Annotated in this window: 15 protein-coding genes; 4 read left to right on the top strand and 11 right to left on the bottom strand. The window is 65.0% G+C overall.

Features of this window, described 5'->3' with window-relative positions; translation table 11 throughout:
* Positions 1–30 precede the first annotated feature (30 nt).
* Positions 31–3,453, top strand: a complete 3,423-nt coding sequence (locus CMV30_RS08260; protein ID WP_096055577.1) for a PPi-type phosphoenolpyruvate carboxykinase family protein — start codon at positions 31–33, stop codon at positions 3,451–3,453.
* Positions 3,454–3,541: 88 nt separating this feature from the next.
* Positions 3,542–4,492, top strand: coding sequence for an NAD(P)-binding domain-containing protein (locus tag CMV30_RS08255; protein WP_138223196.1), 951 nt, complete (start codon positions 3,542–3,544; stop codon positions 4,490–4,492).
* A gap of 267 nt (positions 4,493–4,759) precedes the next feature.
* On the opposite strand, the gene CMV30_RS08250 is transcribed toward CMV30_RS08255, so the two are convergent.
* The 5 genes from CMV30_RS08250 to CMV30_RS08230 form a co-directional block, all read right to left on the bottom strand.
* Entirely contained in the window at positions 4,760–5,368 is a 609-nt protein-coding gene (locus CMV30_RS08250; RefSeq protein WP_096055576.1) for a hypothetical protein, read from the bottom strand.
* A 143-nt stretch (positions 5,369–5,511) separates the two neighbouring features.
* On the bottom strand, positions 5,512–10,080 hold the full coding sequence (locus CMV30_RS08245; RefSeq protein ID WP_096055575.1) for an AAA domain-containing protein: 4,569 nt from the start codon (positions 10,078–10,080) through the stop codon (positions 5,512–5,514).
* 174 nt (positions 10,081–10,254) lie between these two features.
* Positions 10,255–10,926 carry a SanA/YdcF family protein gene (locus CMV30_RS08240; protein WP_096055574.1) on the bottom strand — a complete coding sequence of 224 codons (672 nt, stop codon included), beginning with the start codon at positions 10,924–10,926 and terminating at the stop codon, positions 10,255–10,257.
* Positions 10,927–10,980: 54 nt separating this feature from the next.
* Positions 10,981–11,646 (bottom strand): HD domain-containing protein, encoded by a 666-nt coding sequence (locus CMV30_RS08235; RefSeq protein WP_096055573.1) that lies wholly within the window; start codon positions 11,644–11,646, stop codon positions 10,981–10,983.
* 188 nt (positions 11,647–11,834) lie between these two features.
* Complete coding sequence (locus CMV30_RS08230; RefSeq protein WP_096055572.1) at positions 11,835–12,035, bottom strand: hypothetical protein; 201 nt, start codon at positions 12,033–12,035, stop codon at positions 11,835–11,837.
* A 265-nt stretch (positions 12,036–12,300) separates the two neighbouring features.
* On the opposite strand from CMV30_RS08230, the gene CMV30_RS08225 reads away from it, so the two are divergent.
* Both CMV30_RS08225 and CMV30_RS08220 read left to right on the top strand, forming a co-directional pair.
* On the top strand, positions 12,301–14,697 hold the full coding sequence (locus tag CMV30_RS08225) for a PAS domain S-box protein (protein WP_096055571.1): 2,397 nt from the start codon (positions 12,301–12,303) through the stop codon (positions 14,695–14,697).
* 73 nt (positions 14,698–14,770) lie between these two features.
* Positions 14,771–16,342, top strand: a complete 1,572-nt coding sequence (locus CMV30_RS08220; RefSeq protein ID WP_096057680.1) for an FAD-dependent oxidoreductase — start codon at positions 14,771–14,773, stop codon at positions 16,340–16,342.
* 80 nt (positions 16,343–16,422) lie between these two features.
* Here the strand turns inward: CMV30_RS08220 and CMV30_RS08215 are convergent, their stop codons facing one another.
* The 6 genes from CMV30_RS08215 to CMV30_RS20705 all read right to left on the bottom strand — a co-directional run bounded on the left by CMV30_RS08215 (position 16,423) and on the right by CMV30_RS20705 (position 25,034).
* Positions 16,423–17,319: a pectinesterase family protein gene (locus CMV30_RS08215; protein ID WP_096055570.1), complete on the bottom strand. Its 897-nt coding sequence runs from the start codon at positions 17,317–17,319 to the stop codon at positions 16,423–16,425.
* 42 nt (positions 17,320–17,361) lie between these two features.
* Complete coding sequence (locus CMV30_RS08210) at positions 17,362–18,543, bottom strand: hypothetical protein (RefSeq protein WP_096055569.1); 1,182 nt, start codon at positions 18,541–18,543, stop codon at positions 17,362–17,364.
* A 159-nt stretch (positions 18,544–18,702) separates the two neighbouring features.
* Positions 18,703–19,620, bottom strand: coding sequence for a pectate lyase family protein (locus tag CMV30_RS08205; RefSeq protein ID WP_096055568.1), 918 nt, complete (start codon positions 19,618–19,620; stop codon positions 18,703–18,705).
* Between the two features lie 68 nt (positions 19,621–19,688).
* Positions 19,689–20,834, bottom strand: coding sequence for a hypothetical protein (locus tag CMV30_RS08200; protein WP_096055567.1), 1,146 nt, complete (start codon positions 20,832–20,834; stop codon positions 19,689–19,691).
* 75 nt (positions 20,835–20,909) lie between these two features.
* A complete protein-coding gene (locus CMV30_RS08195) occupies positions 20,910–22,097 on the bottom strand; it encodes a pectate lyase family protein (RefSeq protein WP_096055566.1) in 1,188 nt (395 codons plus the stop codon).
* Positions 22,098–22,199: 102 nt separating this feature from the next.
* A complete protein-coding gene (locus CMV30_RS20705) occupies positions 22,200–25,034 on the bottom strand; it encodes an immunoglobulin domain-containing protein (RefSeq protein ID WP_096055565.1) in 2,835 nt (944 codons plus the stop codon).
* Positions 25,035–25,189: the final 155 nt, after the last annotated feature.

Raw genomic sequence — 25,189 nt, 5'->3', positions numbered from 1 at the left:
AGCCAGTTCTCACCCAAACCCGTACCGCTCATGCCTGCCCCATTGCCTGTTTCCTCTGAAGAAAAACTCCGCCACGCGATCAACCTTCGCCTTGCGCTGCTCGGCTTGCCGACGGTGAGCGATGCGCGGTCGGAGCGGTGGACGGACATGGCGGCGCCGATTTTCGCGCGGCATCGCGAGACGACGCGGCAGCTGATCGATCCGCTTTGTCCGGCGGATCACCGCATCCAGGCGTGGCTGGAGCATTTCCTGGCCGATGTGGGACCGGCACCGATGTTGCCCGCGCGCTCGTTTATTTTGGATGAGGCGGGGCTGGCGCGGACGTTGTCGCTGCCGGCGGAGGGAGATGAGTGTTCGTCACCGCTGTTGAAAAGTTACCGGGTACGGCAGGGCGTGCTGCATAATCCGGCGAGCGACCGACGGACGACGCAGGGAGTTTTCCATGTGAGCGAAGGCGGACTGCCGATTCCGGACGACAAGCTCGCGGTGCCGAAGCGCACGTACTCGAAGATGCTGGAGATCGCGCTGAATCCGCCACGCGAGTTGCTCAAGCTGCCGTTCACGCAGGGCCGGCCGCAGGAGGCGCAGTCGTTTGTGTCGCTGCTGTTGCGGCCGCTGGTGTGCCCGGCAGTGGCGGGGTTTACCGAGGAGAAGCGGATGGAGATCCGGTTCCTCGCGCCGGGCTCGCTGGTGAGCAATCTGGATTTCGTGGAGTCGATCTTCGGCAACGCGGGCGATCCGTATCTGCCGGAGAATGACGCGGGGCTCGATGTCGATCACTGGAACGGGCATACGGGCTGCGTGATCCTGGCGCCGCATCTGGTGACGGTGCCGAAGCATCTGGCGGGGCTGCCGCACTGGGATCTGGCGACGCCGCGCCAGCGCCGCGATGGGATGTGCTGGAAGGATGAGGCGGAGCTCTACAACAACGGATCCGCTTTCAAACTCACTGCGCGTAACGAGCGCGGTGTGATGGTGACGCTGATCGCCGATAACTACTATGGTTACTGCAAGAAGGAGGTGAAGACGCAGATCAGCTTCTCGGCCAATCTCTACGGCCTCGCTGAAGAGGAGCACGCGGGCGGCGCGCTGGTGTTCCCGAGCTACGATCTTGGCGAAGAATTTTCAGGATTTTCCGAGGAGAACATCGGGTCGGTCGAGTCGGTGGTGAAGCGGCTGGGCGGCGGTTTTGAATGCAAGCCTGAGGGCTATGCGATCGCGCTGGAGCGGCCGGAAGCGGTGATCGTGCCGGAGGCGACGACGTTTAATCTGCGCAAGCAAACGGTGTCGTGGAAGGACGCCACGGGCGCGGTGAAATCCATCAAACTGCTCGCGGGAAAAACCTATCTGCGGCCGAGCGGCTATCGTGTTCACATGGAGCAGATGAGCGGGACGAATTCCGCGTGGCGGCTGGTGGGCACGGTCGCGGAAGGAACGGTTTGCCATAAGCCCTGCACGGTCTCGGGTGGTGGGAAATCGGAGATATCGAAGGCGATCTCATACGCGATTTTGCCGGGGCATGTGTTCGTGGCGGATTTCGACAAGGACTTCGACCAGGTGGCGGCGATTCTGGCGAAGGATTTTTCGCAACGCTTCCGCGATGCGGCGAACAACGGGAAAGACACGCGCCTGATCCTCAGTCCGCAGCGCTCGTTGGGCAGCGTGATCAAGCTGCTCACGCCGTCGCGTCGCGAGTACAGCGAGGAGTACAACACGTGGATCACCGCGATCCCGCAGCACATCAAGGAGCTGATCTTCGTGCTGAAACGTTTCCACAAGGCGGAGTGGGGCGCGCACTGGCGCGAGCATTTTTCCGTGGATACGATCAACGGGCGGCCCGGCTACGAGCTGAAGCTCGACGGCCGCAAGCTGGTGACGAACTGTTTGCGGGTAGGCTTCGAAGAGGACGGCTCGTGGCGGGTGTTTGGACTGCGCAACGATTTCCATCCGGCAGTGAAAGTGCAGATGGAGGACGACATAACGGCATCGGTCGTGGCGCCGGTGAAGGCGCTTAAAAACCTGCCGGCGAATCTGCACGCGTCGGTCGCGGTGAAGTTTGTGGAGAACACGGAGGCTCGGCTTTTCCAGCGGCCGGACGATGCGGTGCATCGCGGGTACGATCACCAGGCGGAGGCGGACATGGCTTCGCCCGGTTCTTTCATCTCGAACTTCGAGCCACTCACGGGCGATGATGCGCGGGCGCTGATCGAGGACGCGATCGGGTACAACGCGTACACCGCGCCGATGCGCGATCTGATCCGCGATGCGGCGGAGCCGGATGCGAAGCCGAAGTATTTCGTGTCGTCGGCGCACTCGCGCATCGTCGATGGGAAGCCGACGAAGAATCCGCGTTATCTCCAGGTGCGTCCGGATCTGGCGAATCCGCTCGGCTCGTATCTCGCGCAGCTGAGCGCGCGGCTGCATCGCGGGTTGAGCGCGGCCGATCCGGTGTTCACGCCAGTGGGTGTGCTGGTGCCGGGGCGGCGCAACAACCCGCCGGAAAAAGGCGTGCGTGCGCTGGCGGTGTTTAATCCGATTCATTATCTCGAACTGCCGGAGCTGTTCATGGAGTTCATCAGCTCGATGACGGGGAAATCGCCGTCCACGACGGGTGCGGGTTCTGAGGGCGCGCTGACCAAGGGGCCGTTCAATGCGCTGAGGCCGATCGTGGATCTCAACGCGGCGCTGATCTCGGTGATCCTCACCGGGCACGATGCGTTTGTGTCAGCGGCGGGTTATGTGGGGCCGAAGGTGCGCGTGGATCACGACGTGAGCCTGCTCATCCCGGAAGTGTTTTCCCGCATGACTGCGGCGGAGCGCGACGCGAAGGCGTTGATCGCCGCGGGCTGTCTGGAGAAATGCTCGGACTTCACACACGAGGGGAAGAACGTGCTCGCGAGCCGTCTCGGATACCGCATCACGACGCGTTTCGTGCGGATTTACTTCGGGCGCGTTTTCGATCATCCGCACGCGGTGTTCACCGACGAGATGCTGCGGCCGGAGCTGCAGGACATGGCGGTCTTCCTCGATGGCATGGACAATATCTGCGCGACGCATCGCCGCGTGGCGGAGAGTTATTTCAACGACGGCTCGATCGATGTCGCGGTGCCGCCGCTCAAGGCGCTGCTGCACATCATGGCACATGGGAGCTTCGAGGGGAAAACGCTCGAGGATGCGGGCGTGCGCGCTCTGTTCACGAAGGAGAGCCTGTTGAGCAGTTCGTGGTACGCGCAACGGCTCACGTCGAAGCAGCGCGCCGACACGACGTTGTGGAAGCGGCACGTGAAATATCTGGAGACGTACCTGGATCGTCCTAATTGCGCCGATACGGCGGCGCGGTTCGATCTCAAGGGGCGGCTGGCGCGGGCGAAGGCGGAGCTGACGAGCGTGGAGTCGCCGGAGTATCTGGCGGGGTTGCAGCACACGCTGGGGTTGCAGCCGCTGGCGGAGTGAGACGGCGGTGATCGAGTTGGCGCAAGCTGAGCTGAGAGATGGGGAGCGGCACTTGGTAAGTGCCGTTCCGACGGAGGTGCGCGGGGCGATGGGCAGGGGAAATCTTGCGGAAAGGTTCGCGCTGTCGCGGCGACGGCGTTTCGTGGCGGTTCTTATGGCTGAAAAAATTGCGTTTGTCGGAGTCGGTCGGATGGGTGCCAACATGGCGCGGCGTCTTCAGGAGTGCGGGTTTCCCGTGGTGGCGGTTTACGATGCGCACGCACCGTCGGCCGAGGCGCTGGCGGCGGAGTTGAAGACGCGACATGCGAAGACGCTCGCGGAGGTGACGGCGGCGGCGGAGGTGATTTTCACGGTGGTGACGGACGACGCGGCGCAGCTGGGCGTGTTTGCCGCTTCGGGCGACACGTTGCTGATCGGCGCGAAGGGGAAGATTTTTATCAACTGCGCGACGATCACGCCGGCGACGCATGTCGAGGTGGAGCGGCGCGCGAAGGCGGTGGGCGCGGTTTCGCTCGAAGGCTGCATGGCGTCGTCGATCCCACAGGCGCGGAACGGGACGTTGTATCTGATGTGTGGAGGCGAGCGGGCGACGTTTGAGCGGGTGAAGCCGATTCTGGAAAAGTTGAGCACGGCGCTGCGCTACATCGGCGGGACCGGGCAGGCGGCGCAGGTGAAGGCGCTCGTGAACATGGTCATGAATATCAACACGGCGGGGCTGGCGGAGGGACTCGGACTGGGGAATGCGCTGGGGCTGGATCTGGATATGTTGCGCGAGGTTTTTGCGCAGACGGGTGCGAATTCGCAGGTGCTCAAGACGGATGGCGAGGACATGCAGAACCGGGCGCACGATTGTTTTTTCTCGGGCGCGCATGCGGCGAAGGACAGCGGGATCGCGTTGCAGCTGGGAGTTGAGGCGGGGCTGAAGCTGCCGCTGGCGCAGGCGACGAAGGCGCAATTCGACGAGATGGTGCGGCTGGGGCTCGGCGGGCTCGACAAGAGCGGGGTGGCGGAGCTGACGTTCAAAGGGCGGCACGGCTGAGCGTGCGGTATGGCTGGGTGAGCCGGTGCGGCGTGGGAGGGGCGGCACATACTAAGTGCCGTTCCGGTGCAGGCGTCGGCTGGCGTTGGTCCGTGAATACGGCGTGGAAATGCGGGCGAGGTCGAACCGGCGGGGTTGGGCCAACCCGCCCTACCTTTCGGAGGCAGCGAGCGAGAGGCCTCCGCGGGGAAAATTAAACCGCCGCCGGTGCAAGGCCGGGCGGCGGGGTGTGGTGGTCGGGCGCAACGTGTGCGCGCGAAATGGGACTTACGGCGTCGGAGCGGGTTCCTTCACGATCATTAAGGACTGCGTGCGCGTTTCGGTGGTGCCGTCGGGCTTGGTGATTGCGACGGTGCGGGTGCCGGTGCCGTCGGCGTTCACCTGGCGGGAGAGTTCGCGCTCGGTGGTTTTGCCGTTGGGGCCGGTGATCGTGCCGGTGGTGGCGCGGCCGGTTTCGGTTTTGGTTGTCGTGGAGTTATAGGTGCCGGTGCGGCCGTTGATGCCGGTGGCGGTGCCCTGAGTGGTGACGGTGCCTTCGGCGGTTTTGGTGAGCGTGCCTTCGCGGGTGCTGGTTTTGCCATTGGCGCGCGTGGTTGTTGAGGACGTGGTGCCGGAACCGATTTCCTTATCCCAGGTGCGTGCGGAGGAACGCGTGGCGGTGGCACCGTCCTGATTAGTGCGGGAGGCGTCGGTCGTGCGCGTGCCGGCGTCGCGGGTGGATATACTCTTGAAGCTGCCGGATTTGCCGGAGCCAGTGGTGTAGTTGCCGGATCGGGTGCGGGTGCGTTCGGCTGCTTCGGAAGGAGTGACGAGGGCAAGGATGACGCCGACGAGGAAGGTGAGTCCGAGAAACTTGTGGATAAGCGAATAATTCATGGGAGTGAGGGCGGTTACTCCCGGCGAGACGCGGGGTTTCGCCGGGCGGTTTCAACGGGCGCGAAAAAGCCGGTGCCTATATTTTTGCACCGGCCGTAACCTGAACGCAGGTGATGGCGTCGCGCGGGAATCGGGTCGGGGGATCAGTCGCTGGCGGACCAGAATTTCCGAAGGGCGGAGGCGCGCTGGGTGACTTTTTCCACGAGGGATTTGGAGCGGTCGGCGGCCGGCGCGGGCTGGTTGTTTGCGGAGGTGGGGTGGGGCTCGATGCCTAATTCGTGGAGGCGGCGGAAGAGCGGGACGAGGGCGCTTTCTTCGTCTCGGAAGAAAAGACTGCTGCGGATGCGCACGAATTTCCAGCCGAGGCGTTCGAGGACGGACTGGCGCTCCATGTCGGCCTCGAGTTGTTCGGGGCCGTGGAAGCGGCTGCCGTCGCACTCGACGGCGAGGCGGCGGCCGTTGGCGCCGATGACCACAAGATCGAGGACGCAGGCTCCGGCGCGGTAGTCGGAGAGGACTTGGAAGTTTCGCGCGACGAGGTGGCGACGGACCTGTTCTTCGAAGCCGGGGGTGGCGGCATCGGGTGTTTCGATACGCGGCTCGAAGCCTTGCGGATCGAGGGCGTGCTCAATGAGGCGGCGGCGGTAGTCGCCGGGCTGGAGATCGGTTTCGTGGGCGAGGCTGTGGACGACCCACATCTGGTTGCGGGCGCGGCTGGCGGCGACGTTGAAGCGTTTTTTGAAGACCTTCTTCGGGCCTTCCTGGCGGATCGCGAGTGGCGGGTTCGCGGGTGGGCCGTCGACGACGGAGAGGAACATGACGTCGCGTTCGTCGCCTTGGAATTGGGCGGCGTCGCCGCAGAGGATCTGGCGCTGCTTGTAGGCGGCGGGCGTGAGGTGGCGGCGGAGCAGGGCGTCGATTTTCACGGCCTGTTTGTCGCCGACGAGGGAGACGACGCCGAAGGAGACGGGCGTGCCGCGGTCGTTTTTGGCGAACTCGGGGAGTTCGTGGGCGGCGCAGATGAGCGAGGCGATGGTTTGCGCCTCGGCATCGTTGGTTTCGCCGGCACGCGCGCGGCCCTCGGGAACGTGGAGCGGGACGACGTGCGGGCGGAGCGGAACGGCAGAGGATTCGCGGAGGGGCTGGATCTCGCCTTTGTAGGAAAGATGATTGCTGAAGCCGATGATGTCGGGGGCGCAGCGGAAGTGTTCGGTGAGACGGATGACGCCGCCGAAGGCGATCTGGGCGAGTTCGTAAACGGAGGTTTCGCCGTCGTAGAGTTCTTTGTGGGGGACGCCGTCGAGGAAGATGCTGACGAGTTTGCTGACGTCTTCGGAGTGTGTGCCGATGGCGATGGGCGTCACCTGCTCGTCGTCGCCGACGATAATGGTCTGGCGTCCGAGATAGAGGGCGAAGAGCGAGGTGGGATCGCACTGGCTGGCCTCGTCGACGATGACGACGTCGAAGCGAGCGGTGCGCGGATCGAAGGTCTCGGCGACCTCGGCGAGCGGCATGATCCAGACGGGGACGGCGTCCTTGGCGACGGCCATCTCGCGGCGGGCGGCGGCGCGGTTCTCAGCGTCGCGCACGCCCTTGCCGGTCTTGGTGATTTTGTTGCGGAGCGCGGCGTAGGCACCGAGCGCCTGCTTCTGCGGGTTGCCGGTTTTCACGAGGCGGTGGAGCCAGGTCTGTTTTTCGACGAGCTGCGTGGTGACTTCGCGGAGTTCGGTGGAGAGCTGCTCGATGCGAGCCTGGAGAGAGTCGAGGGAGACGGCGGCGCGGACTTCGAGTTCGTCGTGGAGCTGGCGCCAGATCCAGGCGGCGCGGGGATCGCCGGGAGGCTGGGGCGCTTCGTGCGGCTGCACGCGGTTTTCCAGGGCGGAGGCCCAGGCGGGTGCGGTGGAGGAGAGCGTGGCGAGGCGTTCGCGGCGGGAGTGGAGCTCGGGCTCGAGCGCGCGGAGACGGGCGAGCTCGTCGTAGGCTTCTTGATACGCGATCGGTGAGGACTCGGTGAGGGCCTGGCGGAGGCGGCGGGTGGCGAGGGCGTCGCGTGGAGTTTCGGGGAGCGAGGCGAGCCAGCGGGCGAGACGGGACTGGAGAACTTCGTGGCGGAGATGGTTGGCGCGGGCTTCGAGAACGGGAGCGAGGTTGTCCACGATGGCGCGGCGCAGGCGGCGGAGGTCGGCGTTTTCGCCGGACTCGGGCGGAGTGGATTCGAGGAAGGCGCTCCAGCGGAAGCCGAGGCGGTGGAACTCGGCTTCGAGCGGGAGCCAGACATTGGCGTGCCAGTCGAGGCTGGCACGGATTTGCGGAACGAACTGGCGGCAGACTTGTTCGGGGCGTTCGCCGAGTTCGGTGGAGGGAATGCCGCCGCGGGCGCTCATGTAGCGGGCCCAGCGCTCGACGAGTTCGGCGCGGAGCTGGTGCTGGCGAAGGAGAGCGCGGACGGCGCGGACTTGCGGGAGGCTGGCGATGTCGAGCGGGCGGTTGCCGACGGTCATGGTTTCGCTGAGGGCGAACCAGGAGCGTTTGGTGAGCTTGGCGATGAGGTTGAAGGAGCCGCCGGTTTCGTGGTGGACGATGATGGCGTCGATCAACGGGAGCAGGTCGCGAGGCGGGCGCGGATCGGTGAGCGCGGGGCCGTGTTCGAGGATGAGGGCGTGGCAGTCCTGGAGTTCTTTCCACGTGAGTTCGAGGTACTCGGCGAAGGCGTCCCAGACGCGGCGGGCTTGCTGGCCGTCGCGACCGGCCTGAATGGCTTCAAGCTGCCAGGGTGTGCTTTCGCGGAGGAAGGCGATGGTGCGGTCGGCTTGGTCGAAGAGGCGGTTGAAGGCGGCGGGGTCGATGGCGACGGCGGGTTGATTCCAGAGCTCTTCGCGGAAGCGCAGTGGCAGGTGGGCGAGCTGATCGCGGGCTTCGACGGTGGCTTTGAAGTCGGCGGGTGCGGCGAGGCTGGTGAGATCGGGGCGGGCGAGGGCGAGCTCGCGTTCGTCCGCGAGGGAAAGGCGGGCGTTGCTTTGGTAGAGGGCGATGAGGTGCGACGCGTGGAGCGGAAGCGGCGCGCCGGGTGTGACGGGGCCGGGTATCCAGGAGTCTTTGACGGCGCCTTCGCGGATGTGGCGGGCGGCGTCGGCCGGGCGGAAGGTGGTGCCATCGATGGTGAGGTCGCGGATCTCGTCCATGCGCGCTTCGAGCAAGCGGGTGCGGGCTTCGCGGAGGGCGGTGAGGACGCGGGTGCGCTCGGACTGGAGGCGGCGGGCTTCGCGTTCGAGGACGACGTTATCCTGGCTGAGCTTCGTGTGGATCGTGCGGACGGAGGCCTGGAGTTCTTCCTGACTGGGCTTGTCGTTGTGGAGAACGCTGACGCAGAGGGGGCGGAGCGGCTCGACGACTTTTTCGCGGAGGACGCGCAGGGCTTTGGGCGTGTGGGCGGTGACGAGGACGCGTTTGCCTTGGGCGAGGAGGTGGCCGAGGAGGTTGGCGATGGTATGGGTTTTCCCGGTACCGGGCGGGCCTTGGACGAGGACGCAGTCTTTGCGTTCGAGCTGGCGGGCGATTTCGAGCTGCTCGCGGTTGGCGGGTTTGCTGAGAAGAATGTCGTCGTCCTCGTTGCCGGAGGCGGAGAAAGGAGCGAGCGAATCGTCGGCGAGTTCGGCGTCGGGCGGGAAGAAGCCGAGGATGCGGAGGAGTGAGGGCGGGAGAGCGTCCTGGCGTTTGTGGATGTCTTCGAGGACGAGATCGAAAACGTTGCCCGGGCCGCTGCGGCGGACGCGCATGAAGATCGCGGGCTGGCGGGTGATGGTGGGCGTGGCGGCGGACTGGCCGGGTGTGGAGACGGTGCCGGCGCCGGGGAAGAGGCCTTGGATGAGGCGGCGGAGGAAGGCGTCGGTGTCGTCGCCGCCGAGTGGGGAGAACTCCATGCGTTTGAGTTCGTCGGCGCATTGGGCGAGTTGCTGGTTGTTCACGCTGGGGAGGACGCGAAGCAGCTCCATGTAGAGAGCGGGCGGGTGCTCCTGTTTGCGGAAAACGAAACACGGCTGCGGGGTGTCGGGGTAGAACTCGAGCGTGAGTTTTTGGAAGAGTACGGGGTGGCGGAAATCGCCGGTGGCGTCGGGGCAGTGGAGGAGACCGTCGCCGACGAGGAGTTCGATGCGTTCGCCTTCGCGCTCGAGGATGCCGTGCCATTCGTAGGCGCGCTGGAAAAGGTCGAGGGCCTGACGGACGGGGCGTTCGCGGGCGATCCAAGCGTCGCGCTGGGCGAGCCAGGCGCGGAGGCGGGTGAGGCGGCGTTCGTCGGTGTCGAATTTCTCGATACGAGGGAGGCCGCGGTCGGCGGAGAATTCGCGGGCGGGGAGGAACTCGGCTTTGGCGGAGAATTCCTGCCAGCCGGGTTTCAGCCAGTCGGCGATGTCCTCGTGCGGAGGCGGGCAGGGTGTGCAGACCGGGCGCGTGAGGCGGAGGATGATGCCGGAGTCCTCGGCGTTTTCATCGGTGGCGGACGTGGCGGCGCTGGAGGTTGCGCGGTGACGCTCGACGGAGGAATCGTCGGGGAGCTCGTGGAGCCAGACGGCGTGCGGCTGCTGCGCGAGGTCGCGGACGGGCGGGTAGCGGAGGTCGGTGTAAGCTTTGAGGAACTCGAATAATTGCGCGAGGCGGGTGCGGGCGAGCGGGGCTTCGAGGACGGCGGTGGCGGGCAGGTCGGTATTTTCCACGGGATGCACTTTGACCGGGAAAGTGCGGGGCGGTGCGCGCGGGGGCGGGGCGAATCCCGCAAGCGTTTCACGGGCACGGCTCTGCGGGCGTATGAAAAATCCGGGGCGGGATTTTTAGGAAAATCAATGGGCGCGGCGCGTGCGGTTTGCACGGCGCGGTCAAAGCGCTGGCGATCAGCGGCTCGCGAGAATCGGTTCGGGGCGGCCGAGGAATTTGGGAGCGCGATGAAGTATGTGAAGATCGACGATGGTGGCGGCGCGGGCGATGACTTCGCGGAGTTCGGTGCGGAGGGAATCGCGGAGGTTCACGTCGGCGGAGCAGAAGCCGATGGCGTCGATGCCTTCGTGGCGGGCGATGGCGAGGGCGCGGGTGTTGTGGTAGCGCTGGGTGACGATGGTGAGTTTTTCCGCGCCGAAGATGCGGTGGGCGCGGATGACGGAATCGAGAGTGCGGAAGCCGGCGTAATCGCAGGTGATGGCTTCGGAAGGGACGCCGCGGGCGATGAGAGCGTCGCGCATGGCGTGAGGTTCGTTGTAGGAGGCGTGGCCGTTATCGCCGCTGACGAGGAGGTGGCGGACTTTTCCGGCGTGATAGAGCTGTGCGGCGGCGGCGATGCGGGAAGCGAAGTGGAGATTGGGGCGGCCGTCGGAAAGCACGGGGCTGGCGCCGAGGACGAGGGCGATGTCGCGCGTGGGGAGATCGTCGATACGCGTGAAGAGGCGGGCGGAGTTTTGGGTGAGGATGCGGAGGTTGGCGAAGGCGACGAAGAGGACGGCGAGAGCGAGGGAGCTGAGGAGGACGGTGCGCGGGCGGAGGCGGAGGAAGCGCGGGAGAGAGGGGAGCATGGGGTGGAGAGAGCGTACGGAAGGCCACGCTGCGGACAGCGCGGCTACGGGGAGTTACGGGGCGGCTTCGAGTTTTTGGAGGGAACGGGTGAGGTTGGTGCGGGCTTGGGGTTCGAGGTGAGTGAAGAAAAAATCGGTGGTGTAGAGGCGGGGGCGGGCGAGGAAGTGGCGGAGGATTTCGCTGCGGCGTTTCGCGAAGTTGGCGGGGGTGGCCCAGGCGTATTCCTGGCGGATCTGGGTTTCGTAGAGGTCGAAGGCGGCTGGGGGCTGGCCGAGGATGGCGAGGTCGATGTCGATCAGGAGGGCAGCGTCGGTGGCGAGGGAGGAATCGGCCAAAGGCGGAGTGGTGTGGGTTTTGGTGGCGAGGATGAGGGCGTGGACTTGTTGCGTGAGGGAGTCGTCGGCGCCGAGTTCGTGGAGGAACTGGCGGGCGAGGGCGGCGCTGGATTCTTCGTTGAGGGGGCTGCGGGGGTCGTAGATGGCGTCGTGGAGCCAGAGGGCGAATTCGAGGGCGCGGGGGTTTTGGGCGAGAGCGCGGGAGGCGTCGAAGTGGCGGAGGCTGTCGGCGATGTGGGCGAAGGTGTGGTAGTGGCGGTGGGCTTCGGAGTAGGCGGCGAGGAGGCGGGGGAGCCATGCTTGCGCGTGGGTGTGGGCTTCGGCTGAGTTGCGGACGGAGCGGCAGAGCTGGGTCCAGCGGGCGGTGGCTTCGGCGGGAGTCATGGGTGTGGAGGCGGGAGGCGGCGAGACCAGTCTCCAGCTTTTACGGTGGTGAGGTTAATCGCAAAGGCGCGAAGATGATAAGATCGGAGCAAAGTCGTGGAGCGTCATTTGTGGGTGTGGTTAAAAATAAAAACCGCCGGTCGCGATTGCGGGTCCGGCGGGTTGGGGTGCGGAGAGGGGAGAAAAATTCAGGCGAGGGTGAGGAGGCGGAGTTTGCGGCGGAGGCGGCGTTTAGTGGGGAGGGTGTAGCCGTGTTTTTCGAGGGTCTGGCGGGAGACGGTGGAGCCGCGGGGGTGTTCGCCGACGGGGGCGAGGAGGTTGTAGAGCTCGATGGCGGGGAGGTGGCGGAAGCCGGGCTGGAGGCCGAGGTATTGGGCGGGCGCGGTCATGGCGGTGCGGTGTCTGAAGGGGAATTTCCCGGGTGGCGGTTGTTCGTTACAGACTATCGCGGCGGGGGCGGTTTGGGAATTAGCCGAATGGCTAGGGCGCGCGAGCGCCTGCGGCGCTCGCGCGAATGAGCGGTGGGATAGTATATCAGACGGGGGCATGTATAGGGAGATCGGTGACGGGATGAATAAAGGTCATGGCGGGCGGGGAAATTTATCGTGGGCGAGGTGGTTGATTTGGGGGCGGGTTTTGTTTTTGTGAGGGTCGATGTCGTCGCCCGATCCCAAGCTCCTCGCATCTGCCGCGCCGTTGGCCATCAACGATGTGGAGCTGGCGGCGTGGTTGCGGCAGGGGATCGATGCGCATGCGATCGTGGCGATCACGGATGCGAAGGGTGTGATCGTGTTTGCGAATGACCGTTTTTGCGCGGTGTCGGGGTATGCGCGGGAGGAATTGATTGGGCAGACACATCGTCTCCTGAAGTCAGGGGCGCATCCGGATGAATTTTATGCGGAGTTGTGGAGGACGATCGCAGGGGGGCGGGTGTGGAATGGGATGATCTGCAACCGGGCGAAGGGCGGGGCGCTTTATTGGGTGGAGAGCACGCTGGTGCCGCTTTTGGGGACAGATGGGCGGCCGAGGTTTTATCTGGCGCTGCGGACGGACGTGACGTCGCTGAAGCAGGCGGAGGAAAATAACGCGCGGCTGGCGGCGGAGGTGACGGCGCGGGCGGAGGAGCTGAGGCAGACGCAGGCGCAGCTGGCGTTGTTTTCGGAGCAGGCGCCGATCGGGTTGAGCTGGCGCGAGATTGACCGCGACGGGAAGCCGGGGATCAACCATGTGAACGGGAAGTTTTGCGAGTTGATCGGGCTGACGGCGGAGGAGGCGCGCGACATCAATAACGTGCGGCGGGCGACGCATCCGGATGACTGGGCGGTGCAGGACAAGCTGACGGCGGAGCTGTATCAGGGACGTCGTGACCGGTTCGCGCTGGATAAGCGTTATCTGCACCGGAACGGCAAGGTGGTGTGGTCGACGCTGACGGTGGTGGTGTTGCGCGATGGCGCGGGGCATGTGACGCATCATTTCGCGATGCTGGAGGACATCACGGCGCGGCGTGCGGCGGAGGATGAGTTGCGCCGGAGCGAGTCGCGGTGGCGGACGTATCTGAGCACGGCGAGCGAGATCCTCTACGCGTTGACGCCGGAGCACCGGTTCAAATTCGTATCCGAAGCGTGGACGGCGAAACTCGGGCACGCGACGGAGGCGGTGATCGGGCGGGAATTCACGGAGTTCGTGCATCCGGAGGACCGGCAGATCTGTAGTGAGTTTATCAACGCGGTGATGGAAGCGGAGCCGCACTCCAACTTGATCGAATACCGGGCGCAGCATGCGGATGGGCGCTGGGTGTGGCATGCATCGACGGGATCGGCGTACATCGACCGGGATGGGCGGCACGCATATTTCGGCGTGGGGCGGGATATCAGTCTGCGGCGGCAGGCGCAGGATGAGCTCAAGGCATCGCTGGCGAAGCGTGAGGAGCTGGAGCGGATCGTGAACCGGTCGCCGTCGGTGGTGGTGCTGTGGCGCGCGGATGGCGGGCAGTGGCCGGTGGAGTTCGTGTCGGCGAGTGTGAAGCAGTTTGGCTACACGCCGGAGCAGTTTATCGGGCGGCAGTTGTTGTTCACGGACATCACGCATCCGGAGGATCGCGAGCGGGTGCTGGCGGAGGTGGCGGCCCATGCGGAGGCTCAAGATCCTGAATACAATCAGAGTTATCGCATCGTCTGCGCGGATGGTTCGGTGCGGTGGGTGGACGATCACACGGTGGTGCGGCGCAATGCGGAGGGGAAGGTGACGCATCATGAAGGGCTCATCTCCGATGTGACGGACCGGCACGTGGCGGAGGAGGCGGAGCGGGCGGCGCGCGAGCGCGATCTGCGGGTGGCGGCGGACATCCAGCAGCATCTGCGGCCGCGGGTGTTTCCCGATTTGAGCGAGGTGGAGATCGAGATGTTTTCGGCAAGCACGATGCACATCGGCGGGGATTATTTCGACGTGCTCAAGGTGGACGAGCGGCACTGGGCGTTCGTGATCGCGGATGTGTCGGGCAAGGGCGCAGGCGCGGCGTTGATGATGGCGGAGTGCCGGGCGACGCTGCGGCTGTGCGCGTCGGGCGAGCTGAGTCCGGCGACGGTGATCCGGCGGTTGAACCGGGCGATCCAGCCGGACATGCGGCCGGGGATGTTCATCACGTTGTTTTATGGCATTCTGGATCTGGATACGAATGCGTTGAAGTATGTGCGGGCGGGGCATGAGGACATGATTGTGATGAGGAAGGGCTCGACGGTGCCGGAGCTGCTGCACGGCGAGGGGCTGGCGGTGGGCCTGGATGACGGGGCGATTTTCGACGATATGATCGAGGAGAAGGAGGTGGCGTTGAATCCGGGGGATCTGGTGGCGCTGTACACGGACGGGATCACCGAGGCGCGGAATGCGGCGGGCGATGAGTTCGGGCGGGACCGGCTGGCGGCGGCGTTGCTGCGCAACGAGGACCGGACACTGAGCGAGGCGGTGAAGCGGGTGGATCGGTTTGCGCGGCAGTTTTCGGCGCTGGTGCCGCGGCATGATGACAGCACGTTGTTGTTGTTCAGGCCGAGGTGAGGCGTTTCGCGCCTCGCGCTGGTTTATGGAGGGCAGGGTTGCGGAGTGAAAAGGGGGCGGCATGGTGGCGCGCATGAAGTATGACGTGGTGATTGCCGGTGGTGGATTTGCGGGGGCTTATTGCGCGCGGGTGCTGGGCAAGGCACTCGGTGCGGCCGGTGTGAAGCGGGTGGCGCTCATCGCGGAGAGGAACGTGCTGGTGTTTCACCCGATGCTGGCGGAGGTGGCGGGGGCGGCGCTCTCGCCGCTGGATGTGGTGAATCCGCTCCGGGAGTTTTGCAAAAACGTCGATGTGCTGCAGGGCGTGATCCACAAAGTGGATTGGGCGCAGAAGCAGCTGGTGCTCGATGGAGGGCGGTTCACGCGCAACCATGTGGTGACGTTTGATCATCTGGTGCTGACGCTCGGGAGTGTGACGGATATGAGCCGAGTGCCGGGGATGGGCGATCATGCGTGGCCGATGAAGAGTGTCGCGGATGCGCTGCGGCTGCGGGCGGCGCTGATCAACCGGCTGGAGGAGGCGAATTTGGTGGAAGACGCGGAGCTGCGGCAGCGGTTGATGACGTTTGTCGTGGTCGGCGGCGGCTACACGGGGGTGGAGACGGCGGGGCAGATCATGGATTTGCTGCACGAGGTGCGGCCGTTGTATGCGAATCTTAAAGACACGTTGCCCAAGGTGATTCTGGCGCACAGCCGGGCGCATCTACTGGAGGAGATCGGGGAGAAGCTGGGCGACTATGCGCAGCGGGTGCTGGAGAAGCGGGGGATGGAAGTACGGCTGAACACGCGGGTGACGGAGGTGACGGCGGCGAAGGTGATTTTGCAGGATGGGAGTTTCATCGAGGCGCACACGGTGGTTTGCACGGTGGGGAATGCGCCGAGTCCGGTGGTGCTGGATCTGGCGAAGCAGCTGGGGATGCCGGGCGACAAGGGGCGGGTGGAGGTGGAGGCGACGATGCGGGTGAAGGGCGTGGACAAGCTCTGGGCGTCGGGTGATTGCGCGTCGGTGCCGTGGGATGATCGCGGGACGATGAAGGTGGCTCCACCGACCGCGCAGTTTGCGATGCGGCAGGGGAAGCAGCTGGGGGAAAATATCGCGCGCGTGCTCAAGCGGGGCGCGGGGGCGGAGCTGAGGCCGTTTAGTTATCGGTATATGGGACAGCTGGCGACGGTGGGCGAGCGCGAGGCGGTGGCGGAGGTTTTCGGGATGCACTTCTCGGGCTTTTTCGCGTGGTGGATGTGGCGGACGATCTACCTGGCGAAGCTGCCGGGGATGGGGCGGCGGTTTCGCGTGATGGTGGACTGGACGTTCGATCTGTTTTTCGCGCGGGACATCTCGCTGGTGCTGCCTCCGGCGGAGGATTTGTTGCGGGCGATCCACCTGGAGACGGGCGAGAGTTTATTCGAGGCGGGGACGAAGGTGCGGGCGTTTTATTTTGTGAAGCGCGGTTCGGTGACGCTGGAGGCGGCGGGTGAAGCGCCGCGGTTGATGAGTGCGGGCGATGTGATCGATCAGGCGTGCGCGACGGGCGAGGGGTTGTGGCGCGTGGGGGCGGCGGCGACGGAGAGCACGGATGTCGTGGTCATCCGGGGACGGGCGCTGGAGATGCTGAAGACGACGCTGAAGCTGGTTCGCAGAGAATGAGGTGCACGTCGGTGGGGAAATAAAAAAGACGGCCGCCGGTGGGGCGGGCCGTCTTTAATGAGGATGTGAGGGAAACGAGATTACAGGAGGGGCGGGGTCCAGCCGCCGAGGACGTTGGCGCGGGAATAAGTCGCGGCCTGGGCGGCGGTGAGGCGGACGACCCAGGATGAGCGCGTGGAGAGATTCACCGCGGCGCCGGCGAGGGTCTTGGTGCCGTATTCAGCGGCCCGGCACGTGGCTTCGCGGCCGTCCCAGGGGCTCCAGCCGGCGGCGGTGATGTGGGAGTCGACGGAGCAGTTGATGACGACGGTCTGTCCGTAGGGACGCCAAGGGCGCATGAAGGTGGAGCTGTTGTTGGCGACGTTGCTGGAGCGGTTGAAGGTGCAGCTGTTGAAGACGAAACCGTACGTCACGCCTTGTGGCGTGCTGGGAGCAGTGGCGGGGCCGCCGGTGTCGCGGATTTGTTTGATGTTGGTGGATTCGAAGAAGGCGGTGCCGCCGCTGTAGATGAAGTCCACGCTGCCGCGGATTTCGCAGAATTTGAAGAACGAGAGCGAGTTGTCCCAGAGGCCAAGCGTGTCCTGCCAGCCGTTGATGTAGCAGCGGTAGAACTCGACGCGCTTGCTGTTCACGCGGGCGGCGAGGGCGGGACCAGCGGTGGCGCCGGCGGTGTTTTCGACGGTGAGGTAACTGATGGTGGTGTCGTTGCCGTTGACGGTGAGGGCGGTCTGCGCGGCGGTGGTGGCGCGGATTTTCACGCCGGTCTGGGAGGCGCCGACGAGTTTGAGGCCGGTCTTGCCGGAGGGGATGTTGACCTGCTCGGTGTAGGTGCCGTTGGCGATGCTGATGGTGTCGTTGTTAGCGGCGGCGTTCACGGCGGCCTGGATGGTGGAGTACTGTGAGGGAACGCTGCGCGTGGCGGCGGAGAGGGCGGTCGCGAAGGTCGCGACCGCGGCAATGAGGAGGGGTAGTTTCATGGGGTTGTTTTGTTTTTCTGACGTATGGTCGCAGCTGGAAAATCAGGGCGTGGCGTGTGGCTCGAAAGAGGCGAGGGCGGACGCGCGGGTTTCGGGGCGTAGCGCGGGTGAATTCGCAGCGTAACTACGCGCGGCGGAGGGATCGCGCTCGGCCCAGAGGCGGATGAAGTCGAGGAGCGTATTGGCGCGAAGCTCAGGATCGACGATGCTCTCGGCCCAGCTGGCAGCTACGTCGGGATTTTTTTGGGCGATGACGGCGGTGGTGGCGACGGCGGCGGCTCCGGCGTCGAGATCGCGGCTGGGATCGAGGCGGTCCATCCAGGCAGAGGCGGCGATGGGATCGAGCGAGACCCATTGCTGGAGACCATCGCGAAGGGCGGTGGCGCGGGTTTCGCCGGCGGGAAGTTTATCGGCGTTAGCGACGAGGGCGGCGGGATCGCTCATGGCCCAGCCGGTGATGACGCCTTGGAGCGCCTCGGTGCGGGCGGTGGCGTCGGGCAGCTCGTGCGCGGCGGCGATGGCGCTGGAGGGTTGGTGTTGAGCCCAGCGGGAGAAAGCGGTGGAGAGCCAGTGGGCGCGGAATTCGCCGGGAGCGGTGGCGGCGAATTGGGAGGCGAGATCGAAACGACCGGCGCTGGCGAAGGCGGTGACGAGGGCGTTGCCGTGATCGCTTTGTAGCAGCGGATCGGATGCGCAAAGAAAGTGGGCGGCCTGGATCGCGGCCTCGGGTTGCGCGATGGCGGCGGAGAGGAGGGCCTCGGCAGCGAGACGGCGTTCGCCGAGGCGGACGTGATCGAGGGTCCAGCGGGCGGCGTCGAGAGGTGCGGAGGCGGCCCAGCCTTGAAGCGCGGCGCGGATGAATTCATCGCGCTGGCGGGGACTGGGGGCGGCTTGGGCGAGCTGGAGGGCGAGCGTAGGGTTGGTGGTGGCGAGGGTGCGGAGGCATGCGCGTTGAGCGTCTTCGCTGGCGGGCGTGGAAGGAATGGCGAGCGAGGCGGGCCAGTTCGCGGTGGAGAGTGCGGGCGTGTTGTTCGAAGAGGCGGGTGATGTGGAAGAGGCGGATGGGCGGACGTCAGCAATCGCGGAAGCGCTGAAGGGCAGAAGCGCGGAGGAGGGGAAGTTGGAGAGGGCGGGCGCGGTAGTGCGGCCGAGGAAAAATCCGCCGGTGAGGAGAGCGGTGCCGGTTGCGCAGAGGAGGAGGGTGGAGTGTGAGGCGCGAGGCATGGCGGGCGGGGCGTTTCGGCGAAAGGGGCGTGGGACGCGGATGAGTGCGGAGAGCGCGTGCGAGCACGCTGGCCTACGGGGATGGAGCGACGTTGCGGGTGTGCGACGTCGCTCCGGCGCGTTAGGGCTAACGCGCCCTACCTTCGGAGGGCGCGTGGCTCAGCGGTTGCCGGCGCCGGCGAGGACGCGGGTCTTGGCGTTGGCGGCGGTGTCGAGTGTGTAGCCGTAGGTGGGCGTGAACACGCTGTCGTTGCTCGTGACCATGGTGCCGGTGCAGTTGTTGAAGACGTTGCCGGAGGTCTTGAGCTTGCCGCTGTTCTGCTTGTCGAGGGGGTTCTTCACACCGTCGTAGTAATTGTTCTCGCTGAGCATCTGGGTGACGTTGCGAGCGGTGGTGCAGTAGTCGTTACCGGCGCAGTTCCAGTAATTGTTATACATGTGGCAGGGGCCGAAGCGGTCGGCCAGCATGCGCTGTTTGCAGCCGGTGGACCACCAGTTGTGATGCCAGGTGTGGCGGTAGCCGCCGGTGTCGGTGTCGGAGGAACCGATGAGGTTGGAGAAGTTATGGCCGTTGTTGCGGGTGTAGTAGAATTTGCACCACGAGACGGTGACGTTGTCGGAGCCCTTCGCGATATCGAGGTTGCCATCGGTGCAGTCGTAGATGGTGCACTTGGTGATGAAGACGTTGGTGGAGGCGTTGACGGAGATGCCGTCGTTGGAGGCGGGTTCGCCGGTGTTGGCGGTGACGTTGAGGTTTTGGATGATGACGTTGTTAACGCTGCTGAGGTTGATGGTGCCTTTGATGGTGGCAGAGGCGTTGGCGCCCTTGAGGGTTTTGTTGGATTTGAGGTTCACGCGGCCGCTGGCCCCGAGGTCGATCGTGCCGGAGACGGTGATCGTGTAGGTGGTGGCGGACTCGGCGTAGGTTTTTAGCTGAGCGGCGGTGGTGGCGGTGACGTTGGCGCCGCCGGTGCCGCCGGTGGCGGAGCGACCGTAGCCGTCGGCAGCGACGGAAAGAACGGGCGCGGCGCAGGCGGCGAGGAAGGCGAGGGCGAGTTTTAGGTGGGGTAGTTTCATTTGGGGTAGGGTTGAGTTGTGGGGTTGGATTTTCTGACCGGCGGGTGCCGGTGAAAGCGGGGTGGCGATCAGGGCCAGAGGGATTGTTCCTGGAGGAAGCGGCGGGTGGCTTCTTCGTCGAAAACGGTGCGGAATTCGCGGTGGATGCCGGCCTTGAGGGAGGTGGCGGCGGCTTCGCGTTCGGGGAGTGGTTGGGTGTCGAGGCTGGCGAGGCGTTGTTTCGCGTTGAGGAAGGATCGATAGAGGCGGCGGACGGTGGCGGCATCGGTGCGCGCGTGACGGCCGTCGAAGCGCAAAGTCTGGCAGACGGGATCGAGGCTGATGAGGTAGTCGTCGAAGCGTGCGGGGCCGAGGAGTGCGGCGGTTTTTTCGAGCGCGGATTTTTCGGCGGCCTCGCGTTGGGCGTCGATGGCGGGATCGCCGCCGTGCGGTTTGTCCTCGAAGGCGAGTTCCAGCGGGTGACGCAGACGGAAGACAGCGATGAACTCGTCGCGCGTGGGAGCGAAGGCATCGAGCTCGTTGCGCATGCGGGCGGCTGTATTCGAATTCCGGAGATCGTAGTCGAGGAGCTCGTCGGCGGTGAGGAGTTGTTCGAGCTGGCGGCGGGTGTCGTGGTTGGTCTGCCAGAGGGTTTCCCATTCCTGGGGGTTGAGCATGCGGCCGCGGGATTCGAGGAAGTCGTCGCGGGCGCGGGCGGAGCGGTCGAGGAGGGCGAGGACCTGGGCGCGTTTATCGGCGGGGAGATCGCCCCAGCGGCGTTGTTCTTCCCAGCGGTCGAGGAGGCCGGTCTCGGTTTCGGCGTGGGGGAAGAGTTCGTCGTATTTGGCGCGGACGAGTTCCTCGCGCGCGGTGCGGGCTTTGACGAGTTCGGGTGTGTTGAGATTGCTGACGGGCAGGGAATCGGGGCCGGTGTGCCAGAAGTGAAACGGTTTCAGATCCTCAAAGCGGAGGACGGGCTCGGGATTCAGACGGCGCTGAACTTCGAGGCCGAGGAGCGCGCGGATGTGGGAGTCGGGCCAGCCGGCTTTTTCGAGGGAGTTTTTGAGAGCGGGGAGATCGGTCGTGGCGATGCGGTCGAAGGAGAGGGCTTCGGTGGTGAGTGGAGTCGCGGTGCTGACGGCCTCAGCGCGTGCGCAGACGATGGATACACCGATGCCCGTGATAACGGCGGTGAGGCGCAGGAGGTGGATAATGGGGAGGGCTGAGTGGATCACGGGAGGACGGGTGGCGGGAAGCGGGCTCGACGGAAGGACGACACGGAGGTCGTCCCTCCAGGGTGAAGACTGGGCTCAGCGGTTGCCGGCGCCGTTTTGGACGCGCGTCGGAACGTTGGCGGTGGGGTCGAGCGTGTAGCCGTAGGGCAGGGTGAAGCCGGTGCCGGTGGCGACGTTGATGAGGCCGGTGCAGCTGGCGAAGGTGTTGCCGGAGGATTTGATTTTGCCGCCGCCCTCTTCGTAGAGCGGGCTCTTCACGCTCTGGTAGTAGTTGTTTTCGGCGATCCAGTTGGAGCCGGCGCGGGCGTTGGTGCAGTAGCTGTTACCAGTGGCGTTGAAGTAGTTGTTGTAGACGTGCGCCATGCTGTAGCTGCCGGAGGGCATGCGCTGATCGCAGCGGGCGGCGAACCAGTTGTGATGCAGTGTGGTCTCGTAATTTTGAGAGACGTCGACGTTGCCGAGAATCATGGCGAAACGATGCGCGCTCTGGGTGGGGTAGGAGAATTTGCACCAGGAGACGGTGACCTTGCTGGCGCCTTGAGAGATGTCGAAGGAGCCGTCGCCGCAGTCGTAGAAGTTAACCTTGGTGCAGAAGACGTTGGTCGCGCCCCAGCAGGTGACGCCATCGCCGGAGGGGTTGGTAATGTTGAGATTCTGGATGATGACGTTGTTCACGCCGCCGCTGCCGAGATCGAGGCATCCCTTGATGGTGGCGGAGGTGTTGGCGCCCTTGATGGTTTTGTTGGATTTGACCTTCACGGAGGAGCCGGTGGCGGCGGCGTCGATGGTGCCGGAGACGATGATGTTATAGGCGGTGGTGGATTCGGCGTAGGTTTTGAGCTGGGCGGCGGTGGTGACCGTGACGGTGGTGCCGGAGCCGCCGCCGGTGGTGTTGCGGCCGTAGCCGTCGGCGGCGTGGGAGGCGACGTGAGGGGCGAGGCAGAGGAGGGCGAGTGCGAGGATGCGGGCGAGCGGAGTTTGGAGGAGGTGCATAACGTTTGGGGTGGGTGCGCGCGGACGGAGTGCCCGTGCGAAGCGGTTGAGCATCGGATCAGGGGTTGGGGGCGGGCCGGGGGAACGCTTCGCGCGCGCAGCAGCCTTGGCGGGCGGTTGCGGGGTGAGAAACCAAGCGGGGTGAGAAAGCAGCGAAAGAACGACGCCGGGGTGGGCGGTCAGCGGGAGCGCGAAAGTGGGGTGGCGCGGCTGACGGGAGGAGGTTTGTGCTTCGCGCGTGGCGGGCTGCAACGGGGGCGTTGCACGCATCGTTGACGGGTGCGGGGGAATCGCGGGGCGGCGCGTGGAGAATAAAAAACCCCGCAGCCGGAGGGCTGCGGGGTTTGAAGGGTTGCGGATTTCTCCGGGGTCTTAGCGGCGGAAGAACCGGCGGAGTCCGGCGAGGAACGTCAGTGCGCCCAAGAACCAGAGGGAGGGAGCGCCGCCGCCGCCGGCAGCTTCGGAGCTGCTGCTGGGGACGGTGGAGCTGCCTGAGCTGGCGGCGATGGTGATCGGCGTGCTGACGATGGTCTCACCGGTCGCCAGGAGGACGGCGACGGTGAAGTTACCGGTGTTGGAGCCGGTCGCTCCGTTGATGGTGAACGTGGGGTCGGCGGTTGGCGTACCGAGCGGCGTACCATTGAGGCGCCACTGGTAGGGAGGCACCGGGGTGGCCGGGGCAACGTTGAGGCCGGTGGTCACGGCAGACAGCGTGAAGGAGCCGCCGAGTGGGACGGTGGTGGCTGTGGATGTAACGGACGCGGTGCCGACCGGGGCTGGCGTGGTGGTGGAGGCACCGGCGGTGTTACCTGCGCTGGCCGAGATGTCGGCGGCGACGGAGGTGGTGGGGATCAATTGATAGGAGTATGGAGGCGCGAAGGTGATGAAGTCCGTGCCTGCATAAACGGCCGTGCCAGTCGCTGCCGTGTAGGAGTCGCCGATTGCCCTGACGAGGCCGATGGCGGCGGCTTCCTTGGTGAGGGGAGCGGTGATGGCGGTGTACTGGTTGCGCTCGGAGAACAGCTGGGCGTTGGCGTGGACGAGCGTGCCGGTGGTGTTACCCATCGGGGTGCCGGCCTCGGTGCGGAACAGGTTGTTGTACATATGCACGCGGCCGTAGGTGGTCTCGGGCATGTGGGTGGCGATGTTATCCGACCACCAGTTGTGATCGAAGGTGACACTGAGGGGCTTGGTTTCGCCGGTCGCACCGACCAGGACTGCTTTGTTACCGGCAGCGAGGGCGGTGTAGTAGAATTCGCTCCATGAGACGGTCACGTTATCGGCGCCACCAGTGATCGCGAGCAAGGTGTCGCTGCAGTTATAAAACGAGACGTGGTTGATGTAGACTTTGGACGCGCCTGTGATGGTGATGCCGTTGCCGGCTGGGTTGGTGATATTCAGGCCGCGGATGACGACGTTGGAAACGCCGCTGGCGAGTTCGAGGTTACCGATGAGGGTGGCCTCGCCGTCGATGCCTTGGATGGTCTTGTTGGACTTCACGCTGACTTTGGCGGGCAGGGTGAGCGTGCCTTGGACCGTGATGACGGCGTCGGCGGTGGATTCAGCCTGGGTCTTGAAGTCGGCCGCAGTTGTCACGGTGACGGCTGCGGCGCTGCCGCCGCCGGTGGCCGAAGCGGCGTAGCCGCTGGGGGCGATGCCAGAGAAGTTATAGGTGAGGCTGAGGGTGGCGGCGGCGCTGGTGACTGCGGCGGTGGAGTTGGTCACCACGACGCGGTACTGGCCGATGGAGGAGGTCTGAGTGCGGGTGATGGTGTAGGTGGCGGTTGTCGCACCGGCGATGTTGCTAAAGGAGGCACCGTTATCGGAGCTCTTTTGCCACTGGTAGGTGAGGCCGCTGCCGACTGCGGTGACGGAGAATGTCGCAGGACCGCCGCTGACGGCGGTCTGGTTGGCAGGATCGGAGGTGATGGAGGGAGGAGCGGGAGGATTGACTGCTAGAATCGCGGTGGAGCTGGTGGTGCTGCCGATGGAGTTGGTGACGGTAACGGTGTAGTTGCCGGCGTCGCCGAAGATGGTGGCGGGAATCGCGTAGGAGCTTCCGGTAGCGCCGGTGATGTCCATGCCGTTCTTTTTCCACTGATAGGAGAGGGTGCCAGCTGTATCGCCGCCACCGGAGGCGACGACGCTGAGGGTAGCTGGGTCGCCGACGATCACGGTCTGGCTCTGGGGCTGGGTGGTGATGACGGGGACGATCACGGTCCGGCCGGTCGTTTTGATGTCGATCGAGTTAATCGCCATCACGCGCAAACCTCCGCTGGCGTTGGTAGCCGTTCTGAAACCGAAGCTAAAAGCGTCGTACACCAAGCCCATGTGCTGGCTACCGGTGTTGGCCTGCACGGTAAGGATACCGTTACCCAACGGAGTACCGGTGGCGGTGGCGCCAGGGTACATGGCTGTGGTGACGGTGATACGTGGAGCGGCATCCGTGTTCGTTTTGGTGAAACGAATGACGGCGGTGTATTGTGATCCAGCGAGTAAGGGCGTAAACGTTGAGGCGGGGCTCGAAACAATCGCGGTTCCGGTTGTCGCGAGCACCTCTTGATTGAAGCCGCCGGTTTGGGGAGTCCTCGTGTAAACGCGGTATTGCGCAGTGCCTCCTGTGTTACCCCAGATTCTGGACACATAACCCCTCCAAACGGCTGCGTAGCCTGCGAGAGTAGCCGTGGAGTTGTCTCTGCCGCCCGGGAGGGGCTGGCTGATGACGGGATCTTCCAACGCGATTGCGCTGCTCGGGGCTACGGAGCTGGAATTGAAAAGGCCAAAAAAGACGCCGTTGTTGCCGTCCTCCAAGAGGGCCGTTTCAGCGGTGAAGGTGACCTGTGCCTCAATGTAGTCGTTGAGGTTGGCCAGCTTGACGGCGTAACGCGAAAAAATCGCCTGAGCCTCGGAAAAGCTCGCTGCTCCGGTGGAGTTTAAGCCCAAGCGCAGCGCTCCGGGTTGACCAGAGGCGGGGGCGACAATCTGAGGGGTGCCAGAGGCAAAGGCTTGGCCCGAGATTACCTGATAGGCAGCGGTTCCCAGAGATGGGTTGGCTGGCGACGTAGGATTGGAGTTTACGGTGCTGCCCCCGGCGAAGGTGTCGTTGAAGACAGTGACGGGGGTTTGCGCGAGCGCTAGAGAAGTCGCGGTCAGCGCGAGAAGCGTGGACGCAGAGACACGACCACTGAGACGACGGAGGAGGGACATACGGGACGTTGGTTTACTGGTGGTGACGCCCCTGCATGTGCAGGAAGAGGGGCAAACTGGACTCGCCGATAAAAAGAGGGGTGGTGACTCTTTCCGCGTGGCGGGTCTACGGACACTAAGAAGGGAAGGAACGGGATAATCAGTCAGCAGGGTAG

The sequence above is a fragment of the Nibricoccus aquaticus genome, assembly GCF_002310495.1.
Lineage (GTDB): Bacteria > Verrucomicrobiota > Verrucomicrobiia > Opitutales > Opitutaceae > Nibricoccus > Nibricoccus aquaticus.
The sequence above is the reverse complement of the archived record's forward strand: the minus strand, read 5'-3'. Positions and strand labels throughout refer to the sequence as shown.

Coding starts and splice junctions, on each gene's coding strand:
- CMV30_RS08260 (WP_096055577.1), top strand. CDS start 31: ATGCCTGCCCCATTGCCTGTTTCCTCTGAAGAAAAACTCCGCCACGCG.
- CMV30_RS08255 (WP_138223196.1), top strand. CDS start 3,542: ATGGGCAGGGGAAATCTTGCGGAAAGGTTCGCGCTGTCGCGGCGACGG.
- CMV30_RS08250 (WP_096055576.1), bottom strand. CDS start 5,368: ATGAATTATTCGCTTATCCACAAGTTTCTCGGACTCACCTTCCTCGTC.
- CMV30_RS08240 (WP_096055574.1), bottom strand. CDS start 10,926: ATGCTCCCCTCTCTCCCGCGCTTCCTCCGCCTCCGCCCGCGCACCGTC.
- CMV30_RS08235 (WP_096055573.1), bottom strand. CDS start 11,646: ATGACTCCCGCCGAAGCCACCGCCCGCTGGACCCAGCTCTGCCGCTCC.
- CMV30_RS08230 (WP_096055572.1), bottom strand. CDS start 12,035: ATGACCGCGCCCGCCCAATACCTCGGCCTCCAGCCCGGCTTCCGCCAC.
- CMV30_RS08225 (WP_096055571.1), top strand. CDS start 12,301: ATGTCGTCGCCCGATCCCAAGCTCCTCGCATCTGCCGCGCCGTTGGCC.
- CMV30_RS08220 (WP_096057680.1), top strand. CDS start 14,771: ATGAAGTATGACGTGGTGATTGCCGGTGGTGGATTTGCGGGGGCTTAT.
- CMV30_RS08215 (WP_096055570.1), bottom strand. CDS start 17,319: ATGAAACTACCCCTCCTCATTGCCGCGGTCGCGACCTTCGCGACCGCC.
- CMV30_RS08210 (WP_096055569.1), bottom strand. CDS start 18,543: ATGCCTCGCGCCTCACACTCCACCCTCCTCCTCTGCGCAACCGGCACC.
- CMV30_RS08205 (WP_096055568.1), bottom strand. CDS start 19,620: ATGAAACTACCCCACCTAAAACTCGCCCTCGCCTTCCTCGCCGCCTGC.
- CMV30_RS08195 (WP_096055566.1), bottom strand. CDS start 22,097: ATGCGTGCAACGCCCCCGTTGCAGCCCGCCACGCGCGAAGCACAAACC.
- CMV30_RS20705 (WP_096055565.1), bottom strand. CDS start 25,034: ATGTCCCTCCTCCGTCGTCTCAGTGGTCGTGTCTCTGCGTCCACGCTT.